The 21,511-nt window shown below is 73.5% G+C and carries 10 protein-coding genes; 8 read left to right on the top strand and 2 right to left on the bottom strand.

What is annotated here, in order from left to right; all coding sequences use genetic code 11:
* Positions 1–20 precede the first annotated feature (20 nt).
* The 7 genes from HV826_RS14680 to HV826_RS14710 all read left to right on the top strand — a co-directional run bounded on the left by HV826_RS14680 (position 21) and on the right by HV826_RS14710 (position 18,087).
* The gene (locus HV826_RS14680) at positions 21–3,197 is read left to right on the top strand and encodes a carboxypeptidase-like regulatory domain-containing protein (RefSeq protein WP_176417629.1); all 3,177 of its coding nucleotides are present in this window, start codon (positions 21–23) and stop codon (positions 3,195–3,197) included.
* A 50-nt stretch (positions 3,198–3,247) separates the two neighbouring features.
* Positions 3,248–4,102: a phospholipid scramblase-related protein gene (locus tag HV826_RS14685; RefSeq protein ID WP_176417630.1), complete on the top strand. Its 855-nt coding sequence runs from the start codon at positions 3,248–3,250 to the stop codon at positions 4,100–4,102.
* Positions 4,103–4,120: 18 nt separating this feature from the next.
* The gene (locus HV826_RS14690; RefSeq protein ID WP_176417631.1) at positions 4,121–6,853 is read left to right on the top strand and encodes a hypothetical protein; all 2,733 of its coding nucleotides are present in this window, start codon (positions 4,121–4,123) and stop codon (positions 6,851–6,853) included.
* A gap of 15 nt (positions 6,854–6,868) precedes the next feature.
* Entirely contained in the window at positions 6,869–7,756 is an 888-nt protein-coding gene (locus HV826_RS14695) for a cupin domain-containing protein (RefSeq protein WP_176417632.1), read from the top strand.
* Positions 7,757–7,842: 86 nt separating this feature from the next.
* The gene (locus tag HV826_RS14700) at positions 7,843–14,379 is read left to right on the top strand and encodes a HEAT repeat domain-containing protein (RefSeq protein ID WP_176417633.1); all 6,537 of its coding nucleotides are present in this window, start codon (positions 7,843–7,845) and stop codon (positions 14,377–14,379) included.
* Entirely contained in the window at positions 14,376–16,229 is a 1,854-nt protein-coding gene (locus HV826_RS14705; protein WP_176409233.1) for an SWIM zinc finger family protein, read from the top strand. The genes HV826_RS14700 and HV826_RS14705 overlap by 4 nt, the downstream gene beginning before the upstream one ends.
* A 400-nt stretch (positions 16,230–16,629) precedes the next feature.
* Positions 16,630–18,087, top strand: coding sequence for a reverse transcriptase family protein (locus HV826_RS14710; protein ID WP_176409232.1), 1,458 nt, complete (start codon positions 16,630–16,632; stop codon positions 18,085–18,087).
* Between the two features lie 3 nt (positions 18,088–18,090).
* Here the strand turns inward: HV826_RS14710 and HV826_RS14715 are convergent, their stop codons facing one another.
* Positions 18,091–18,957 carry an alpha/beta hydrolase gene (locus HV826_RS14715; RefSeq protein WP_176417634.1) on the bottom strand — a complete coding sequence of 289 codons (867 nt, stop codon included), beginning with the start codon at positions 18,955–18,957 and terminating at the stop codon, positions 18,091–18,093.
* A gap of 151 nt (positions 18,958–19,108) precedes the next feature.
* Between HV826_RS14715 and HV826_RS14720 the strand changes: the two genes are divergently transcribed.
* The gene (locus HV826_RS14720; RefSeq protein WP_176417635.1) at positions 19,109–20,632 is read left to right on the top strand and encodes a GMC family oxidoreductase; all 1,524 of its coding nucleotides are present in this window, start codon (positions 19,109–19,111) and stop codon (positions 20,630–20,632) included.
* A gap of 1 nt (position 20,633) precedes the next feature.
* Here the strand turns inward: HV826_RS14720 and HV826_RS14725 are convergent, their stop codons facing one another.
* Entirely contained in the window at positions 20,634–21,506 is an 873-nt protein-coding gene (locus HV826_RS14725; protein ID WP_176417636.1) for a DUF2785 domain-containing protein, read from the bottom strand.
* Between the last annotated feature and the right edge of the window lie 5 nt (positions 21,507–21,511).

A 21,511-nucleotide genomic window follows, 5' to 3' on the forward strand; every position in this document is an offset into this window, starting at 1 on the left:
CTCACGCTCCGGGGGACGCAATGCGCAGACAACCGGTGGTGATGGTCGCACTCGGGGGGCTCGTGCTGCTGCTGGCCGTGGCGCTCGTCCACCGGGGGGAGGACACCGGCGAGCGGCCAGCCGCCTCCACCGCGCGGCGAACCCCATCACGGCGCGACCTCGGCGTCCCGACGCCCCCACCGCGTGGCGACCACTCGCTCCGCGGACGCGTGCTCGATTCGCAGCGCCGCCCCGCCGCGGGCATCCAGGTCTCCGCCACGCGCGACATGCCCGGCGAGTCCCTGTCCGCGCGCCCATGCGACACGCGCTCACCGGAGCTGCCCCTGTCCTCCGGAGGCTGCATCGGCGAGCCCGAGGAGCTGGTGCGCGCGCTCGTCGAGGCCGGCCACGGCGCCGCGCCCGTGGTGGCCCAGGCCCGCACCGCGGCGGACGGAACGTTCCTGCTCGAAGACCTCCCCGAGGGCCTGGTGGCGCTCTGGGCCATCGGCGAGCGCCACGCCACGCTGGCCCTGGAGGTCCGCACCGACGCCCAGGACGTGCAGCTCGTGCTCGAAGCAGGCCGCTTTCTCCCTGGCCGCGTCGTCGCCGAGTCCGGCACACCGCTGCCCGGTGCGCGCCTGACGCTCTTCCACCAGGACCACACCCGCTTCTTCGATGCCCTGGCCGACGCGGACGGCCGCTTCGCCTTCGGCCCACTCCCGCCGGGCGAATACACCGTCGTCGCCACCCGCGAGGGCCTGCTCACGGAGTCGCTCCAAGAGGTGGACGCGGAGAAGCTCGACCCCGTCGTCCTTCATCCACCGCGACGCCTGTCCGGCCGCGTGCTCGCCCAGGACAAGCCGGTGTCCGGTGCGGAGGTCCTCGTGGAGGACACGCCGCATGTCACCGTGACGGACGACCAGGGCCGCTTCTCCTTCGAGCCACTCGCGCCGGGCGACTACGAGGTGCGCGCGGCGCATCAAGGCGAGCACGGCTTCGCCACGGTGTCGCTGACCGAGGAAGGCGGGGACGCCGAGGCCACCGTGCGGCTGGGTACGCTCGTCTACGTGGAGGGCTCGGTGCGTGACGAGTCCGGACGCCCCATCGCTCGCGCCAGGGTGGGCGCCGGCGCGGCCAGGGGACGGGCGCCTCCCGCGGACGACGTCACCACGGCGGAGGATGGCCGGTTCCGGCTGGGCCCCCTGCGAATGGAGCCCTACATCTTCAACGTCATGGCCCCCGGCCACCAGGGCCAGCTCCGTGACGTGGTCGCCAGCCCCGGTGAGCGCGTGGACTTCACCCTCGCGCGCGCCCACCTCCTCCAAGGCACCGTCACCGACGCCCAGGGCAACCCCTTGTCCGACGTGGACATCGACGTGGACGACGCGCTTCACGTCGAGACCGGGACCTTCCGCGAAGAAGTCGACCCCACCACCTCGGACGAACACGGCCGCTTCGAGCTCACGTTCCCCGACCCTGGGGACTACACGCTCGTCCTCACCCGCCCTGGGCACGTCGAGGAGCGGGTGGGGGTGGACGTGCCGGGCCCCGCGCTCAGCGTGACGCTGCGCGCGGCGGGCCGGGTGGAGGGAGTCGTCACGAACACCCAGGGCGTGCCCATCCCCGGCATGACGCTCAGCCTGGTGGACACCCGAGAGGCGGTGGCTTCCCAGGAAACCGAAACGGACGCGGAGGGGCGCTTCCTCATCACCGAGGTGGGGCCGGGCACGTACACGCTGATTTCCGGGCCGGACCTCGGCGTCAGCGGGCCCAAGGCGCTGCGCACCGTCACCGTGCAAGGGACGGAGCGCGTGGAGGCCTCGCTGCGGCTGGAGACGGGCGCCCCGGTGTCCGGCATCGTCGTGGACGAACACGGACGCCCGGTGGCGGACGCGCGGGTGGACGGGAACAACTTCCCAAGGTCCCGTGACGGCGTCTTCGAAGGCACCTCCAGCGACGCGGAGGGCCGCTTCATCCTGCACCACCTGACGGAGGGCGCGTGCGCGCTGAGCGCGTCGAAGGACGGATATGTCTTCGAAGCCCCAGGCCCCACGGTGGCCGGGCGCTCCCCATTCGTGGTCTTCGCGAGGTCCGGGGCGGACGACGTGCGGCTGATGCTGCGAAGCCAGGGCCGCATCCGCGGCCGCGTGGTGCGCGGGGATGGCTCCCCCATTACCCGCTTCACCATTGACCAGCAGTCCTTCCGGGACCCCCAGGGCGCCTTCGAGCTCGCCGCCGAGTTCGAGGGCACGCAGCGGCTGACCTTCGAGGCCCCCGGGCTGACACGCGCGCTGCGCGAGGTGCGGGTCTCCGCGGGCCAGGACATGGACCTGGGCGAGGTGCGGCTGGAGGCCGGACGCAACGTGCGCGGCCGGGTGGTGGACGCGGAGACGTCGCGCCCCATCGCGGACGCCGTCGTCGAGGCCCACCTGCCCGATGAAGGGGGCTGGACGAAGGAGGTCGCGCCCATCGCCGCGGAGGCCACCGACACGGACGGGACGTTCGCCTTCACCCCGCTGGAGGCGCGCCCGCTGGACCTGCTGGTCCAGACTTACCGAGGCCACCCCTTGACGCGCCAGCGCATTGGCACCGGTGACGAAGCACTGGAGCTGCGAATCTACCCCGGCGCGCAGGTGGACGGCACCCTGAAGGACCGCGACGGAAGGCCCGCGGAAGCCATTGTCCAGCTCGTGGCCAACGACGGGGAGTACTCCGCCTCGGTGGACGAGGCGCTGGGGACGTTCCAGGCCCGGAACGTCCCGGCGGGCACCTACACGCTGTCAGCCACCATGGGACAGAACGCGGAAGGCCGCGGCGTGACCTTCCTCCCGCGGCGCGTGACCATTCCCCCCATGGGGAAGGTGACGTTCGCCTTCACGGAGGCCACCGGCGGCGGCACGCTGCGGCTCGGCATCCGGATGCCTCCGGCCAGGCCGGGCGAAGGGCGCTACCAGGCGCTGCTGGCGGGCACGGTGCCACTGGCCGTGTCCGCTCGGGAGCTGCGCACGCGGGCCCGCTTCGGCGACATCCGCCCGGCCACGAAGAGCCAGGAGGGCGTGTGGGTGTACGAGCAGCTCCCAGGTGGGACGTACACGTTCATCGTCCTGCTCGAAGAGGGCAAGCCCGCCCGCTTCACCGTCCACCGGGAGGAGCTCTTCCTCGAAGAGGGCGAGACGCTGGAGCGCGAAATCCAGGTGATGCCGCACCCCCTGCCCTGAGCGGGGGGTGGGATTATCGGGGCGCCCGGCCCAGGCTTAGAGTGAAGTGAATGAGCGACAAGCGCCCCCTCGCGGACACGACCGAGCTGGAGCTGGACTGGCGGGGCCGCGAGCCTCGCAAGCCCGAGGCGCCCGCCAGCGCGGCCCTGGAGCCGCTCTCCGAGGTCGAGGTGCCCTCCGGCGCGGGCAAGGGGCTCCCGGGCGACCCGCGCCATATGGGCACCGAGCTGCGCATGGCGCTCCAAGGAATGATGGAGACCCCCGCGCTGCGCATGCGGCAGTTTCGCGAGGGCCTGGAAATCATCTTCGGGGCCCAGACGCGCAACCGCTACGAGGTCTGCGACGACATGGGCCGCGTCGCGCTGTACGTGGAGGAGGAGGCCCGTGGCTTGGGCGCGATGCTCCGGCGGACCTTCTGGCCCTTCTACAAGGCCCGCCTGGAGTGCATGACGCTGGGCGGCATCGTGGCGCTCGTGGTGGAGCGCCCGTGGAGCCTCATCCTCACGAAGGCGGACATCCTCGCCTGGGATGGCCGGTTGATGGCGCGCATCCAGCAGCGCCTCACCCTCCTGGGGCGCAGGCTGGACATCGTCACCCCGGGCGGCGCCGTCATCGCCACCGTGAAGGGGCCCCTGTTCAGGCCCTGGACCTTCCGCGTCCTCCAGAATGACGTGGAGGTGGCCGTCGTCCGTAAACGCTGGAGCGGCTTCCTGCAGGAGAGCTTCAGCGCCGCGGACAACTTCACCCTCGACTTCCAGCCCCAGTGCACCGACTTCCGGCTGCGGCAGCTGGTGCTGGCCGTCGCCCTGCTCGTGGACCTGACGTACTTCGAGAACAACAGCTCCCGCTCCGCCCTGGGCCCCGGGCTGGACCTGTTCGACGCGTTGATGTTCTGGAAGAAGTAGCGTGGTAAATCCCCCTCCATGTCCACGTCCACGAGCGATGCGCTGAGCGCGGCAGACCTGGAGCGGCTGGTCCGCGCCGAGTCCCCTGACCTGGCCGATGCCGTCCTCGCCCTGCTCGCGCAGCCCGAGCAGCCGCCGGAGAAGCCGCTGCCGAAGGACGCCTTCACCTTCGAGGCGCTCCTGCGGACGCTCACCCAGGCCCGGGCGCACTACGAGTCGGACGGGCGGCGTCAGGCCTCCTCCGAGGCGTGGCAGCGCTACCTCGCGCAGCAGGACGTGCCCCGCCCTCCCCGCCTGGCCCTGGCCGACCTGCTGGTGGCGCTCTACCAGCGCGGCACCCAGGCCTCGCGCGCGGCGCTGATGAACATCGCCCGCCGCGCGGACCTGCGCTTCGGCCTGTGGGGCGGCCTCAAGCGCATCTACAAGCTGGCGGAGGCCAACCACGACGCGGAGCTGTTCGGCGTGCTCGCCTGGCGCTTCGACGTGGAGCGCCACCGCCCCAGCGCCAGCCGCGAGGTCTCCGGCGGCACCCTCACCTACCTGCGCCGCCGCGCGTGGCGCTACCTGCGCCACCTGGGCGCCGCCGTGCCGGAGCTCTACCCGCAGTTCGCGGTGGAGGTGCTGCGCCACTACGCGCCGGACACCTCCTGGTACGGCGTCTGGGTGGCCCACCACCTCTGGGCGCACGGCAGCGGCAAGTACTCGCAGGACTCCTTCGCCATGCCGCCGCCGACGGACATGGTGAAGCACCGCGCCTTCCCGGACGCGTGGAAGCGCTCGCCGGACGCGCTGATGCGCCTCTTGGACGTGTGTGAGTCGGACCCCGCCGCCAGCTTCGCCATCCAGGGCCTGCGCAAGGACTTCCCGGAGGCGCTGCGCAAGGTGACGCCCGCGTGGCTGGACCGGCTCGCCCGCCGGCCGCTGGGCAGCGCGCACGACTTCCTGGTGGAGACGCTGCAGGGCTCGCCCGAGTTCCACCAGGGCCGGCTGCGCGAGCTGGGCCTGCATGAGGCGGTGCTGGCGCTGCTCCTGTCCCCCAGCGCCAAGGCCCGCGCCTACGCCATCGAGTACGCCCGCGCCCACGCGCAGGACCTGCCGGCGGAGCGCCTGGAGGAGCTGGTGGCCCAGGGCGCCCCGGACGTGAAGTCCTTCGCCGCGGCCACGCTGGAGAAGCGCAACCCCCGCGAGCTGGGCGTGGCGCTGCTGGGGCGGCTGTTGCAGCACAAGGCCACGTCGGGCTTCGCGGCGGGCGCGCTGGCGCAGTCGTTCGACCGGGCGGAGCTGCCCGCGGACTTCCTGCGCGACATGTACCTGGGCACCGGTGAGCAGCTCAACTGGGTGAAGGGCTTCATCAGCTCCAAGTACGGCGCCACCGAGCTGCCCTCGGACTTCTGGAAGGCGCTGCTGGACGACCCGCGGCTGCAGAAGAAGCCCCACCCCGTGGAGAACCTGGCGATGCGGGCGCTGTCGGCCTACCCGGCCGCGGCCATCGGCCCGGAGTGGCTGCTGGAGAAGGCCGCGCATCCCCGCATCGGCAACATGGCGACCCAGGCGCTCATGCGCGCCGACAGCCTGCCCGGGCTGGACGTGGAGCAGGTGAAGGCGCGCGTCTTCAGCGCGAAGTACCGGGGCGTGGCGCTGGGCCTGCTGGGCAACCGCAAGCTGTTCACCGCGCGCCAGCTCACCGTGCCCTGGCTGCTGGCGCTGGCCCGCCGCGCCGACCCGGAGCTGCACGGCTTCGCGCACCGCTACCTGCTGGAGAACGTGGCCCCCGCGGACTTCAGTGACGCGGGCGACGCGGCCGCGGGCCTGGAGCGCCTCTTCGAGCTGGCCCTGGGCGCGAAGCAGCCGGTGCCCGTGCGCGCCTTCGCGCAGACGTACCTGCGCTGCCACCACCCCGTCATCGGGCCGGAGCAGCCGGAGTCGAAGTCCTACAACCTCAAGCCCCGCGCGCCGCGCAAGGCGTACACGCCGGAGCTGCTGTGGCCCGCGCTCACCGATTCGCGTGACGACGTGCGCCGCTTCGCCCTGGCCATTGCCCGCGCGGAGCTGCGCGCCTGGGGCTGGCACACGCGCGTGTACGAGCTGGCGGACGCCGAGGCGAAGGAGGTCCGCAACCTGGCCTATGACGCCCTGCTGCGCGCGGGCGAGGAGGGCGCGGACGCCCGGCACACGCTCCAGCCGGAGGAGCTGGACCCGGTGAAGGTGTTCGCCCTCACGGAGAGCACCAAACGCAGCACACGCGAGGTCGCGGTGGAGCTCATCCGCCGGCACTACGCGCGGCTGGGCGGCGCAGAGCGGCTCGCGTGGCTGATGCAGAGCGCGGACCGCGAGGTGGGCCTGTTCGCGGTGCGCCTCCTCTGGGAGAAGCACCGGCCCACGCACCTGCCGGAGGGGTGGAAGCCCGCGGGCGCCCAGGAGGCCCCGGCCGCCAGTGGCACGGAGCGCTTCGCCAACGTGGACGCGCTGCGCACCTTCCTGCGGAAGATGCTCTTCGGCCTGCCGCCGGGCCGCGCCAAGGAGGCCCGCGAGGGCGAGGTGCAGAAGCGCCTGTCCGCCAGCGTGGCCAAGCGCCGCGTCATCGAGCTGGTGCGGGATTTGGGCCTGGACGACGCGGCCTTCGCCCGCGTGGTGGCGCCGGTGCTGGAGGAGTTCACCGGCTCGCTGGCCAAGGGGGAGTGGCAGAGCTGCCTCGCCTCGCTGGTGCGGCTGCGAGCCGCGCACCCGGATGCGCAGCTCGGCGGCGCCTGAGCAGATTGAACGCCCATGCTGCTCGATGAACTGCTGAATGGCTTTCCGCGGGAGCGCTTCCTCCAGGAGCACTACCAGCGGCGCCCCTTCACCGGCGCCTCCGCCGCGGAGCGCCTCCAGCGCCTGGGGACGTGGGAGACCCTCGACTTCCTCGTCGAGGAGACGGCCTGCGACGTGCTGCTCGCGCGCCAGGGCGTGCCCTACCCGGGAGCGCGGCCCACGACGGCGAAGGCGGCGCGGGAGCTGTTCGCGCAGGGCTACACGCTGGCGCTGCGACAGCCGGACCAGCACCACCCGGAGCTGGCCCAGCTGGCGCGCGCCTTCAGCGCGGAGCTGCACGGCCGCATCAACCTGCACATTTACTGCACGCCCGCGGGGCACCACGGCTTCGGCTGGCACTGCGACCCGGAGGAGGTGTTCATCCTCCAGACGGCGGGCCGCAAGGACTACCTGCTGAGGGAGAACACGCTCCACCCCGTGCCCCTGCCGGAGTCCGTGCCCAGCGGCTCCCTGGCGGCGCAGGAGCAGACGCCCGTGGAGACGCACGCGCTGGGCGCCGGGGACTTCATCTACATCCCGGGCGGGTACTGGCACATGGCGCAGGCCTCCGAGGAGGCGCTGTCCATCTCCATCGGCCTGATGCCGCCCACGCTCCTGGACCTGCTCGACGGGGTGAGGGCCGCGCTGGCCAGCAGCCCGGTGTGGCGGCGGCGCCTGCCCGCGCTGGGGCGTGCCTCCACGCTGGATGACCCGAGCAAGCTGGCGCTGCTGCGGGCGCTGCTGTCGGAACTGGGTGGTGAGCTCCAGCGCCAGCTCGCCGACCCCGGCTACCCCCTGCGCTTCCTCGCGCAGACGGCCCGCTTCTATCTGCGCTCCACCGGAATCCGGGGCAACGGGCGCTGACGGGGCGCGGTCGCCGCGAACACCCGCACTGCGTGCTCTTCTATTGAGGGCGCTGGTGCTAAGAAGGGTAGCCTCTGAGGAGCGTGATGCCCGTACTCGCCATCGGCAACATCGAGAAGGTCCGTGCACTCGCGGCCAACGCGCGCCTGCTGCTCGTGGGCGGCGCGCGCGCATCCGCCGCCAGCCGCGTCACCGCGTTCGAGCCGGGCACCAACAAGGTGCTGTGGAGCACGGAGCTGCCCTCCGCGGTGAACGCGCTCGCGCTGTCCGGTGGACAGTGGGCCGCGGCCAGCGCGGATGGCACGCTGCGCATCGGCGCGGTGTCCGACGGACAGGTGCAGTTCCAGCTCAACGACGTGCACCCCGGCGGCGTCACGGCGCTGGCCTCCAGCGCGGATGGCACGCTGCTCTTCAGCGCGGGCGCGGACGGCGCCGTGCGCGCCTGGGACTGGGAGTCCACGCGCAAGCTGCACGAGTGGGCGGCGTCCACCCAGCCCCTGCGCGCGGTGGCCGTGGACCCCTCCGGCACCTACGCGGCGGGCGCGGGCGACGACGGCGTGGTGCATGTCTTCACCGTGGCCACGGGCGCGCGGCGCGACATGGCCGGCCATGAAGGCGCCGTGCGCGCGCTCGCCTTCACGCCGCGCGATGGCCGACTGGTGTCCGCCGGTGACGACGGCAAGCTGCGCATCTGGTACCTCGTCGGCGCGGTGGAGTTCGAGGTCCGCGGCGAGAAGGACACCGGCCACGCCGGCCCGGTGCTCGCCCTGCTCTTCCCGCCCACGCCCACCGTCAAGCCGGGTGAGGAAGACCCCGGCGACCGCGTGTGGTCCTCGGGCAGCGACGGACAGGTCAAGGTCTGGCGCCTGGACGTGCGCCGCAAGCCGCGCTCGCTCGACGCGGGGGGCAAGCCCGTGCAGGCGCTCGCCTTCGCCCCGCCCGCCAATCCGCGGCTGGCGAAGACGTCCCTGGGCTCCGTCTTCACGGGCGGAGATGACCGCCGCACGCACCGCTTTGGTCTCGCTCCGGATGGCTCGCCCGCGGGCGACCACGACACGTCCCAGCACGGCGTCGACCTGCTGACGGAGTCGCTCAAGGCCGGCCGGCCCCGCCGCGAAGCCGCGGTGCGCGAGGCCGCCGCGCTGGAGGAGCCGGAGGCGCTGGACTTCCTCTTCCAGGTGCTGGCCACGGAGAAGGACGTGGAGGTCCGGCGGCTCGCCGTGCGCGAGCTGGCGGACAAGGGCCGCACCGCCGCGCGCCCCAAGCTGCGCGAGCGGCTGGACGACTCGCACCCGATGGTGCGCAAGGCCGCGCTGGAGGCGCTCGTCGCGCTGGAGCCGGAGGCGCCCCTGTCCGCGCCGCGCGCGGCGCTGGGCTCGCAGCACCCAGAGGTGCGCGTGCTGGGCCTGGAGCTGCTGGCGAAGCTGGGCGGCACGTCCCCGCTGGTGCCGGGCCTCATCGCCGGACAGCTCGCGGACAGCCAGGGCGCGGTCGGCCTGGCCGCGCTGGACGCCCTCACCCAGGTGGTGCCGGGCGACGGCGCCGAGCCGCTGCGCACCGCCTTCGAGCGCGGCCCGGCCCCGCTCAAAATCGATGTGCTCGTCCGCGCCGCGGCGAAGGGGCTGCTCGGGCACGCGCAGCTCCAGGCGCTGGTGGGCCGCGCGCTGGATGACGCGGACCTCGGCGTTCGCCGCGCGGCCTTCACCGTACGCGTCATGGAGCGCCGGGCGCTGTCCCACGCGCTGGAGTCGCGTGACGAGGGCTTCGCCCGGGGCACCAAGGAGGTGTCCCGCTGGCTGGCTCAGCACGCGCGCCGGGCGCAGGGCGTCGCGGGCACTCCGCCCATCACCGACGCGGAGCTCCAGGCCGCGCGCGACGCGATGCCCGCGCAGGGCACCACGGGCGCGGCCATCACCGAGAGCGACCTGGAGCCGCTGCTGGCCGCCATGGCCTGCCGCACGCCGGACACGGCCGTGCACGGCGCTCGCGGCCTGGCGCAGCTCGGTGACGCGCGGGCGCTGGGCGCGCTGCTCCAGCTCTCCCGCGAGCCGGACGCCACCATTCGCCGGATCGCCGCCTCCTCCCTCCAGGCCCTCCAGGACGCGCGCGCTCGCGAGCGGCTGGTGTGGATGCTGGATGACGAGGACGCGGACGTGCGCGCCGCCGCGCTGGACGCGGTGGTGGCGCTGGACGCGGAGGCGCCGCTGGCCTCGGCGGAGGCCGCCCTGCGCGCGGGCCACGAGGACGTGCGCGTGCGCGGCCTGGACCGCCTGGTGAAGCTGGGCGCTTCGACGCCGGGCGCGGAGCCGCTGCTGGGTGACGCGCTGGAGGACGAGTCCGGCAAGGTGCGCGGCGAGGCCTTCCGCACGCTGTGGGCCTGGAACGAGCAAGCGCCAGAGAAGGCGCTGGACCGCGCGCTGGCGGGCCGCTTCCCCGACCTGCGCCACCGCGCGGTGGAGGTGCTGGCGCAGCGCGCCGCCGAGGGCTGGGCGCTGGAGCGGCTGAAGAAGGCCGTGGAGGACCGCGACACCAGCGTGGCCACCGCCGCGTATGACGCGTGGGTGAAGCACGTGGGCAAGGAGCACGCGGAGGCCCACCTCGCGGCGCTCGCCACCACGCACGCGCCGCTGCGGGAGCACGCCGCGAAGGGCGCCGTCCACGCCCCCATCGAGCCGTTGCGCTCGCCGCTGCTCAAGCGCGTCCAGGACGAAGAGGTCCCCGTCGCCGTGGCCGCGCTGGAGGCGCTGGACAAGCTGGTGCCCACCGAGAACGGGCCCCTGCTGGCCGGCCTCTCCGCGGCGCCGCTGCCGGTGCGCGTGCGCGCGGTGGAGCTGCTGGCTCCGCGTGGCGCCGAAGACATCATCGAACCGATGCGCGCGTTCATCACCGACAAGGACCTGGAGCGGCTCTACCCTCCGGCCTTCCTGGTGCCGCTGCGCATCCGCGCCGCGCGGGCCCTGGCGTCACTGGGCTCGCGGCGCCTGCTGACCTTCTTCGCCACCGTGCTGCTGCCGCACGAGCTGGGCGACCTCCAGGAGCAGGGAGGCCGCGGGCTCGCCACCGCCGCTCGCCGGGGCGACGAGGGCTTCCTGCTGGACGCGCTGGGCCACGCCAACGTGGCGGTGCGCTCCTGGGCCGCGGACGGCCTGTCCCGCCTGGGTGACGCGCGCGCCCTGCCGGTGCTCACCGGCAACCTGCGCCACGACCACCTCCCCATCCGGCTGGGCGCCATCCTCTCCTTCGCGGCCCTGGGCCCCGAGGGCGACGGCGGCCTGCTGCATGGCCTGGAGGACCGCGCCCGCGAGGTGCAGGAGATGGTGTTCGCCATCGTCCTCGCCCGTGACTTGCGCGCCAGCCGCCGGGGCGAGCCGCCCGACCTGCTCACCAGCGCCCTCTCCAGCGGCAGGCCGGAGGTCCGCTACGCGGCCGCCCGCGCGCTGGAGCTGCGCACGGAGCCGGACGCGGCGCGTGGCCAGTTGGTGGAGGCCCTGCTGCCGCCTCGGCCGGAGAAGGTGGCCGACATGAAGGACTGGCCGGCCGAAGAGGAGCGCGTGAAGTACGTCGTCGGGCTCGCGGAGGCCCTGTCCAGCCTCCAGCCCGAGCAGCGCTACGCGGCGGCCCAGGTGCTGCTGCTGCGCGACAAGCCGCTGGAGTACTTCCGCCACGCCAGGAAGGTGGCGCGGCCGAGCACGCTGGAGGCGCCCTGGAAGCCGGAGACGGCCCCCGCCAGCGCGCCCGCGCAGGCCACGCCCGCGAAGAACTGGCTGCGGCGCATCTTCTCCGCCGTGAAGACGGAGGCCACCGCCGCCTCGCCCGAGGCCTCCGCCCAGGCCGAGCGGCAGCACCTGCGCCGGCTGGCCTTCGGCGCCTACGTCGGCCTGCTGCGGCAGGTGTCCACGGGCGACGACGAGAGCCACCGCGTGCGCCGCGACGCCGTGGACCGCGTGGTGAAGCTCACGCTGGAGGGCTTCGCCGGCACGCCCGCCGCCGTGGCCGCCCTGCTGCGCGCCCTGGAAGACCCTCACCAGCTGGTGCGCAAGGCCGCGCTGGCCGGGCTGAAGGAGCTCTTCCCCGCCGGGAGCGATGAGCCGCTGGCGCTGGCCCTGGCCTCGCTGGCGCCGGACGTGGCGCGCGCGGCGCTGGATGAGCTGGCCACGCGGGGTGACGCCGCGAAGCCGCGCATCACCGCCGCGCTGAACTCGCCGCTGACGGACGTGCGCCGCTACGCCTTCGAGCTGCTGGAGAAGCTCAGCCCGCCCGGCAGCCTGGAGCCGCTGCTGGCCGCGCTGGGCAGCGAGCACGCCGACCTGCGCGTGGGCGTCATCGAGCGGCTGGCGGGCGCCAACGACTCGCGCGTCACCGAGGCGCTGGGACGCGCCATGGCCAGCGAGCACGAGGACCTGCGCCTGCGCGCCTCGGAGCTGCTGGCGTGGCGCGGGGATGACCGCGCGGTGGAGGTGCTCGCCACCTTCCTGCGCGCGGAGAACGCCAACGCCGCGAAGCGCGCCACGAAGGCCCTGTCCCGGCTGGCCACGCCCGCCGCGGTGGCCGCGCTGGCCGCCCGGCTCACGTCGACCCAGGACGCCGGTGAGCGGCAGCGCCTGGTGACGGCCCTGGGCGACACCCGCCGCGCCGAGGCGCTGGACGTGCTGTCCCGCCAGTGCCTGGCGGACGAGGATGGCTCGGTCCGCGGCGCGTGCGTCACCGCCGCCATGAGCGTGGCCGGCACGGACGTGAAGAAGCGCGATGCGGCCCGGGCCGTGTCCTTCCTGCGCCACGCGGTGAAGAACCAGGACATGTCCGTGCGGCTGGCCGCGCTGCGCGAGCTGGAGCACGGCGCCGAGGCCGGCCAGTCGGAGCTGCTGGCCAGCCTCTTCTCGGACCGCTTCGCGGCCGTGGCCGCGGAGGCGGTGGAGCGCTACGCCAGGCGCGTCACCGAGCACGGCGCCCCGGTGGAGCCGCTGGAGGCGGTGCTGCGCGGCGGCTCGCGCGAGCTGATGCTGCCGGCCGCCGAGGGCGTGGCCTTCAAGGGCGGCGTCAGCGCGCTGCGGCCCCTGATGCTGTACGCCCGCGCGGGTGAAGACGGCCAGCGCGAGCGGGCCCTGCTGGCCCTGGGCACGCTGGGTGACGCGCGCGCCCTGGCCGAGCTGGAGACGGTGGCCGCGGGCGGCACGGCGGAAGCGCCCGTGGAGCCGAGCATGGTGTCGGCCGCCATCGAGGGCCTGGGCCGGCTCGCCGCGAAGCTGCCGGACGGCGAGGAGCGCCGCCGCGTCGAGGAGAAGGTGGAGGCCGCCGCGGTGGAGGGCGCCACGCTGGAGCTGCAGCAGGCCGGCGTGAAGGGCCTGCGCGCCATCGGCGGGGAGCGCGCCCGCGTGAAAATCGAGGCGCTGCTCGGCGACACGGGCACGGCGCTGCCGGTGCAACTGACCGCGGCCCAGGAGCTGGGGAAGCTCAAGGACACCGCGGCGGAGGCGGCCCTGGCCGCCGCGCTGGACGCGCCCCAGCAGGACCTGCGCAAGGAGGCGCGCAAGGCGCTCGACGTGCTGTTCCCCACCGAGCGCACGCGGGTGGAGTTCCACGCGGTGGCCAGTCGCTACCCGGACATCTCCGCGCCCGCGGCGGCCTACCTCGCCAACGAAGGCGACCCGGCGCTGCTGGTGCCCCGGCTGGCCACGCTGGACAACGTGACGCTGCGGCTGCGCCTGCGGCGCGGGCTCGCGCGCCGGGGCGCCCTGCCCCTGCCGGAGGTGGTGGCGCTGCTGGGCCACGACAAGCCGGAGGCCCGCGAGGAGGCCGCGCTGCTGGTGGGCACCTGGACGGGTGAGGCCCGCGAGCCCGGCGCGGTGGACCTGGCCGCGCTGTCCCGCGCGCTGGTGACGGCCGAGCGCCGCACGGCCACGGACTGGGCCTCCGCCGCGCCTTCCAAGCGCGCCGCGCTGGTGGCCGCCTGGGAGCGCCTGCTGTGGGCGGGCTCCCGGCTGGGCACCGCGGGCCTGGCCGACTCCGCGCGCACCCTCCTCCAGGGTGGAGAGGCGGCGGCCCCGGGCACCGTGCGCCAGGAGGCCGCGCGCGCCCTGGGCCGGCTGGGCACGCCGGGGGGCACGCTGACGCTCACCGGACAGGCTCCGGCGGCCGTGCTGACGAACGAGAAGGAGCGCGCCGCCGCGGCGGACACGCTGCGCAAGTCCCTGGTGGACCCGGACGCGCGGGTGCGGGCGGCGGCGGCGGATGCGCTGGCGAAGCTCGCCCCCGACCGCGCCACCGCGTGGGCGCTGGAAGTGAAGCCCTTCGACGCGGTGGCCTTCGGCCCCATGGGCGCCCGGACGACGCCGGCGCTGCTGGCCACCTCCGAGGGCCGCCGACTGTCGGTGCCGCCGCTGCTGGGCGCCCACGCGCTGGAGCCCTTGAAGCCCCTGGCCACCGACGCGAAGCCGGAGACGCGGCAGGACGCGTGGGCCGCGCTGGGCCGCCTGGGCGGAGACGACGCGGCGAAGCTGCTGCACGAGGCCGCCTTCGACAAGTCGCAAACCGTGGAGCTGCGCAAGGCCGCGTGGCGCGCCCACAAACGAGCACGCCGGGCCGCTGAGCGCGCCCGGAACCGGAAGGAAGGGAACCCGTCGTGACGACCGCCACCCGACACCCCGTCGAGCTGCGCTACGCCACCGCGAGCGACGTCGAGTCCGGCACGGACGGCTCCCGCGTCCGCCTGGCCCTGGAGGGCTCGCGCGGCACCGTGGGCGTGAGCGGCCGCGTCACCGACGCCGCCCTCTTCCGCGACGCGCTGGCCGCCACCTTCGGCATCCTCGCCAGCGACCTGCGCTACCGGGGCAAGGACCGCACCGCGTACCTCGCCTACCTGATGAAGCAGGGCAAGCGGGCCAGCGCGCTCATCTGGGAGGCGCAGAAGGCGTTCCTGGACAACGCGCTGGACGGCGAGAAGCAGCAGGACGCGGTGCTGGACCCCGTCCTCACGGTGGATCCGGACAGCGTGTCCCTGGAGGTCTTCTCCCGCGACGAGAGCGCCTACGCCCGGCTGTCCTTCGACAACCGCCTCTTCGAGGGCCGCGAGGCCGCGCACGGCTCCACCTTCCTGGACGTGCCGCCGGAGCTGCCCGCGCGCGTGGACCGGCTGCGCACCTACGTGCCCGTCTCCCTGGAGGCCCACGTCGCGCTGGCCACGCCGGCCTCCCAGCCGGCCCGCGCCCCGCGCAACGTGGAGGTGCCCCACGCCTGGCTGCGCGGCTTCCTCCAGGTGCAGTCCGCCGCCACGCTGCCCGCGAGCACCTGCGAGCTGGCGCCCATCGACCTGTACAACCTCCTCTTCGCCCTGCGCGCGCGCAAGGCGAAGAAGGCCCCGCGCGCGCTGCGCTTCGAGCTGGTGCCCGGCGCCCCGCCCCGGCTGGTGCTGGAGCCGTGGGAGCTGGTGCTGGAGTGCCACGGCGGCACGTACAACGGCACCGCGCCCGCGGTGGTGCGCACCTTCGGCCGTCAGCGGCTGGCCGCGCTCGCGCGCCTGCTTCCCCACGCGAAGTCCGTGCGCGTGCAGTTGATGGGCCCCGGCCTGCCGGTGTTCTGGGTCATCGACATGGGCGCGGCCACGCTGACGCTGGGCCTCACGGGCTGGACGGAGAGCGGCTGGTCCTCCGCCGCGGCCTTCGACGTGCTGATGCCCCGCGCGGTACCGGACGGACTGGCGGAGCGGCTCCGCGACCGGCTGCGGACCGAAGGCCCCCTGCCCTTCGACACGCTCGCCGCCAGCGCCGGCGCGCCCAAGGAGTCCGTGCGCGCGGCGCTCCAGCTGGAGTGCCTGCGCGGGCGCATCCTCTTCGACGTGGCGCGCGGCCAGTACCGTCCGCGCGAGCTGATGCCCACGCCGGTGGACGCCGCCGTCATCCGCTACGGCAGCGAGCTGGAAGCGCGGGCGCACCGACTGCTGGGCGGCGACGGCGCGCCAGGCGCGGGCGAGGTGAAGCTGACCAAGGTGCACGACGTGGTGGGCGAAGGCCTCCGCATCCACGGCGAGGTGGTGGACCGCGAGGCCCTGCGCAGCTTCTTCCCCAGCTTCACGCTGGACTTGGAAGGCCGCGTGAAGGACGCCAGCTGCGGGTGCCCGCACCACCGGCGCTCCGGGCTGCGGGAAGGCCCCTGCGAGCACCTGCTGGCGCTGCGGCTGGCCTACGCGCGCCGCCGGGCGGAGGAAGAGGCGCTGCGGCAGACGCCCGAGGGCCGCAAGCTCATCCGCGCGGAGACGCGCGCCTACGTGCGCCGGGACGCGGAGAGCGGCCTGGAGACGGTGTACCGGGTCTCCCTGGATGGCCAGGTGGTGGCGGTGGAGTGGGGCCCGCGCACGGGCACGTCGCGTCACCAGCGGCTCTGGTTCGACTCGGATGCCGAAGCGCGCGGGGCATATTTCGCGCGGCTGGAGAGATTGGCGGCTGAAGGCTACATCGACGCGGCCTCGGCCTTGGTGTAAACCCATCAACCACGGCCCGGCCGCTGCGAGCGGCCGGCAGGACAGGTGCGACGAAGAGACGACGACGTGCGCTTCACGCGCGAGCAGCCGAGAGAGGTCCGGAGTGCATCAGCCTGAGCGCCTCGAGCGCGGGAGCGGCGTTGCGCCGCTCCGGTTGGAATGCAGGACACTCTCCGCAAGGTAGCCTGTTCTTGGCTCTCTCCCTCCTAGGCACTACGGCCAGGGTGGGTAGCGGAGCCAACGACGCGACCGCCGTTTACCCACCCCGGCCGTAGTGCCTAGGAGGGGAGAGCCGGTGAGGCTACCGTGCCCCAGGTAAGATGGTGGTGCTTTCCCGGCCTCCCTCGACTGCTCGCGCCATGTCCCGTCTTCCATCGCCGCCCCCGCCCAAGGTGCAGACATGACCGCCAGGCTGGACCCGTTCGTCCCCGCAGCTTCGCCGCAGGCCGTGCCCACGCCCGAACCCACCGCGCCGGCGCCAGACGCGGCCGTGAAGCGTGAAGCGCGCCGGCTCGCTCACGAAGCGCTCCTCGTCCGCGCGAAGGCCATTGACGAAGCGGGCGGCGCCGACGAATGGGTGCAGGCGCAGCTCGTCTCCAAGGGCCTCGCGGTGGAGGACCTGGACTTCTCCAGCGCCTCCGAGAAGGACAAGAAGGCCTGGAAGGAGAAGAAGAAGGCCGAGGCCACCGAGCGCCGCGCGCTGAAGCGTCAGGCGCACGAGGCGTGGAAGGCCACGCACGTGGGCCACCTGGGCGCGGGCGTGCACTGGGTGGAGGACCGCCCAGCCGACGCCTTCGACGTGCCCCACCGCGAGGAGCGGGCCCGGGCCAACGGCCTGACGGAGCTGGACTCGGCGGAGGCGCTGGCCAAGGCGCTGGGGCTGAGCGTGTCCAAGCTGCGCTGGTTCGCGTTCCACCGCGAGGTGGACACGGCCACGCACTACGTGAGCTGGACGATTCCGAAGCGGGACGGCAGCAAGCGCACGATTACGTCTCCCAAGCCGGAGCTGAAGCAAGCGCAGCGCTGGGTGCTGTCCAACGTCGTGGAGCGGCTGCCGGTGCACGGCGCGGCGCACGGCTTCGTGGCGGGGCGCTCCATCCTCACCAACGCGCTGGCCCACCAGGGCGCGGACGTGGTGGTGAAGGTGGACCTCAAGGACTTCTTCCCCTCCGTCACCTGGCGCCGGGTGAAGGGCCTGCTGCGCAAGGGCGGCCTGCCGGAGGGCACGTCCACGCTGCTGTCGCTGCTCTCCACGGAAGCGCCGCGCGAAGCCGTTCAGTTCCGGGGCAAGCTGCTGCACGTGGCCAAGGGCCCGCGCGCGCTGCCCCAGGGCGCGCCCACGTCGCCGGGCATCACCAACGCGCTGTGCCTCAAGCTGGACAAGCGGCTGTCCGCGCTCGCGAAGCGGCTGGGCTTCACGTACACGCGCTACGCGGACGACCTGACCTTCTCGTGGACGAAGGCGAAGCAGCCCAAGGCGCGGCGGACGCAGCGTCCCCCGGTGGCCATGCTGCTGTCGCGCGTGCAGGAGGTGGTGGAGGCGGAGGGCTTCCGCGTGCACCCGGACAAGACGCGCGTGGCGCGCAAGGGCACGCGGCAGCGGGTGACGGGGCTGGTGGTGAACGCGGCGGGCAAGGACGCGCCGGCGGCCCGAGTCCCCCGCGACGTAGTGCGCCAGCTGCGCGCCGCCATCCACAACCGGAAGAAGGGCAAGCCGGCCCGCGAGGGCGAGTCGCTGGAGCAGCTCAAGGGCATGGCCGCCTTCATCCACATGACGGACCCCGCCAAGGGCCGCGCCTTCCTGGCGCAGCTCACGGAGCTGGAGTCCACGGCGAGCGCCGCCCCTCCGGCGGAGTGACGCTCAGGGCGCGAGCAACGCCGCGTCGAGGAACGCCTTCAGCCGCTGGGGGTACGCCTCCGGCTCGGTGGCGCTGAAGTTCCCGTGCCCGGCGCCTGGGATGCGCCACGTCTGGGCGTACTCGCGCACCTGGGCGAAGAGCGCGTCGGCCAGCGGCTGTCCGGACTCCTCCGTCCCCATGACGATGAGCAGCGGCCGGGGGCGGATGCGCTCCACCGCGTCGATGGTGCGCACCTCTTCCAGGGCGATGCCGCGCCGCCAGAAGGGCACCAGCGCGCCGGCCTGCGACACGAAGCCGAAGCGACGGAAGTCATACGCGGCGGCCAGCCACAGCGTGTTGAACGGGGACAGCAGCACCACGGCGCGCACCGCCGGGTCCTCCGCCGCGACTTCGGCCACGGCCGCGGAGCCAATCGAGAAGCCGAGCGCCCCCACCCTTTCCGGGTCCACGTCCGGCTGGGCGCGCACGAAGGCCAGCGCGGCCCGCACGTCCCGGCGCTCCAGGTCTCCCCAGGTGGAGAACTCGCCCTCGCTCGCACCGTGGGCGCGCAGGTCGAAGAGCAGCACGCCATACCCCGCGGCCCGCAGGCTTCGCGCTTCGGGCAGCAGGTCCGCGCGCGTCTGGGACAGGCCATGCGCCAGCACCACGGCGGCGCGGTTCCGGGACGGTACGTACCAGCCCCGCAGCGTCAGCCCGTCCGACGTCTGAAGCGAGACGTCCTTTGCCTCGGCGAAGTCCGCGGGGCGCTCGGCCTTGAGGCGCGGGTAGTGGAAGTAGGCCTCCGAATGACGCAGCGCCCTACCGAACACCGCCAGCGCGGCCAGCAACCCCAGCGCGAGCGCTCCACCCAGCAGCCACCGCCACTTCATCTTCGTTGGACCTCGGTGAAGGGAGCTGGGGTGTTTGAACCCCAGGCGTGCAGAAGGGACTCACGTTGCTCCGCCACGTACCGGGCAGCTTACACTCCATGTAGACAACTCACAGTGCCATCAAAGACGGCACTGTCGCGCCAGGAAAGCCGTGGGCACATCCAGGACGATGTTTGACGTGGTGGTGGTGGGCGGGGGCGCCTGCGGCGGCTGGACGGCCAAGCAGCTCACGGAAGCGGGCTTGCGTGTCCTGGTGCTCGAAGCGGGCCGAGGCATGGTCGCGGACCGGATGCTGTGGATGTTTCACCGCCTGCGCCAGTCCTTCGGCTACCTGGCGGAGACGGACGACCCGCGCAAGGTGCGCCAGTCGGTGCAGAGCACCACCTTCGCGTGGCCCTTCCACCCGCACGCCTTCGTCGACGACGTGGACAACCCCTACACCACGCCGGAGGACCAGCCCTTCACGTGGATTCGCGCGCGGCAGGTGGGCGGGCGCACGTCGGTGAAGGCGCACGGGCGCCAGTTCTACCGGCTGTCTGACTTCAACTTCAAAGCAGGCACGCAGGATGGGCAGGGACCGGACTGGCCGCTGACGCTTTCGGAGCTGGCGCCGCACTACGAGACGGTGGAGCGGTGGATGGGCCTCCAAGGCAACGCGGATGGCCTGGACATGCTGCCGGACTCCGTCTTCGCGGGGGCCCTCACCATGACGCCCGCGGAGCAGCGCCTGAAGGAACAGGTGGAGCGCCGGTGGCCCGAGCGCCACGTCATCGTCCGCCGCACGGCGGGAGCGCCCGTGACGATTCCCGCCGCGCTGAAGACGGGCCGGCTCACGCTGCGCACGAACGCCGTGGTGGACCAGGTGCTGTACGACGCGGCGACGGGGCGCGCTTCGGGCGTGCACTATTTCGACGCGAAGTCGGGCAAGTCCCACGAGGCCCACGCGCGGGTGGTGGTGCTGGCGGCGGGGGCGATTGAGTCCACGCGCCTGCTGCTCAACTCGCGCGGCAGCGCGTTCCCGGACGGCCTGGCGAATTCGTCGGGGCAGCTGGGCCGCAACCTGATGGACCACACGTACCTGCTGGGCATCGAGGCGAAGATGAACCTGCCGCCCGAGGCGCAGCGGCAGGAGCAGAGCTGGGCGTACATCCCCCAGTTCCGCAACGTCGCCACGAAGGAGCAGGACTTCGCGCGCGGCTACGGCGTGCAGGTCTTCACCTTCGGAGACAACTGCCACTTCGTGCCCTTCGGGGAGATGGTGCCGCGCGCGGAGAACCGCGTGACGCTCAGCCCGACGGTGAAGGACCGGTGGGGCATCCCCGCCGCGCACATCGAGTGCCGGCACTCCGCCAACGAGCTGAAGATGGCCGAGGACGCGGTGGCGGCCTGCAAGGAGATGATGGAGGCGGCCGGCTTCACCGTGGAGAAGGCCAACGCCACGTTGTCCACGCCGGGCATGGCCATCCACGAGGTGGGCACGGCGCGCATGGGCACGGACCCGAAGACGTCGGTGCTCAACCCCCACAACCAGAGCTGGGATGTGCCCAACCTCTTCATCAACGACGGCGCCTGCTTCCCGTCCCAGGGCCCGCAGAACCCCACGCTGACGATGATGGCCCTCGCCGTGCGCGCCAGCGCTCACCTCGTGGCGGAGCTCAAGGCCGGGCGGCTGTAGCTCACGGCACCTGCTTCAACGCCGCGCGGATGGCGGGCGCGAGCTTCGTGTCCGCCTCCACGAACAGGCTCAGCAGGAAGGCGCGGAGGTCATGGCGCCGCGCCAGCCACGCGCCGTTCTTGTAGGCCTTGCTGGCGTCCCCGAGCCGGGGGAGCAGCGCGGCGAACCAGGCCCGCCACTCCTCCTCCGAGTAGATGCCGCGCCGCGCGAGGAACAGGACCGGGCGCGCCAGCCGCTCGGGCTCGCCGAAGACATAGGCATGCGCCTGCTCCGGCACGGCCTGCGTGGCGACCGCGGCGAGGATGCGGTCGGCCTGCGCGCGGTCCAGCGCCGGGTTGAGGCTCAACTGCATCAACCAGTCGCTCCCGTGCGCCACGCCATGGCGCCAGCCCGTCGCCTCGTCGAAGCCGCGATAGTCGCGGACCGACTCCACATAGCGGGCGGCCGACTCGACCATGGCCGTGCGCTCCTCCGCCGTCATCCACGGCTTCACGCGGTCCACGCGCGCCACCTCCGAGAGGACGAGCGCCGCGAACGGCTTGCGGAAGCCCGCCGCGTCCGCGCCCGCGAGCATCCCTTGCAGCGCGTCCCGCAGCCCACGCAGCGCCGCGGCGTCGAGCTTCCCGTCGCGCAGCCACCGCGTCAGCGCTTCGTAGGCGACGCCATCTCGCAGCGCGGGGTCCGGCGAGCCCAGACAACCGAGCAGCCCCTTCACCAGCGCCTCGCGCGCGGCGGCGTCCGGGACGTCGAACTTCGTCGCCTTCAAGGCGGCCAGTGACTCCCGGGTGCTTCCTTTCGGGGGACAGGTGGCGGAGGCCGAGGCCGAGGCCGAGATGAACAGCGGCAGGACAGCGAGCGCGCGAAGCCACGTCATGAGGA

The sequence above is a fragment of the Myxococcus sp. AM010 genome (genome assembly GCF_013372585.1).
In the GTDB taxonomy this organism is placed as follows: Bacteria; Myxococcota; Myxococcia; order Myxococcales; family Myxococcaceae; genus Myxococcus; species Myxococcus vastator.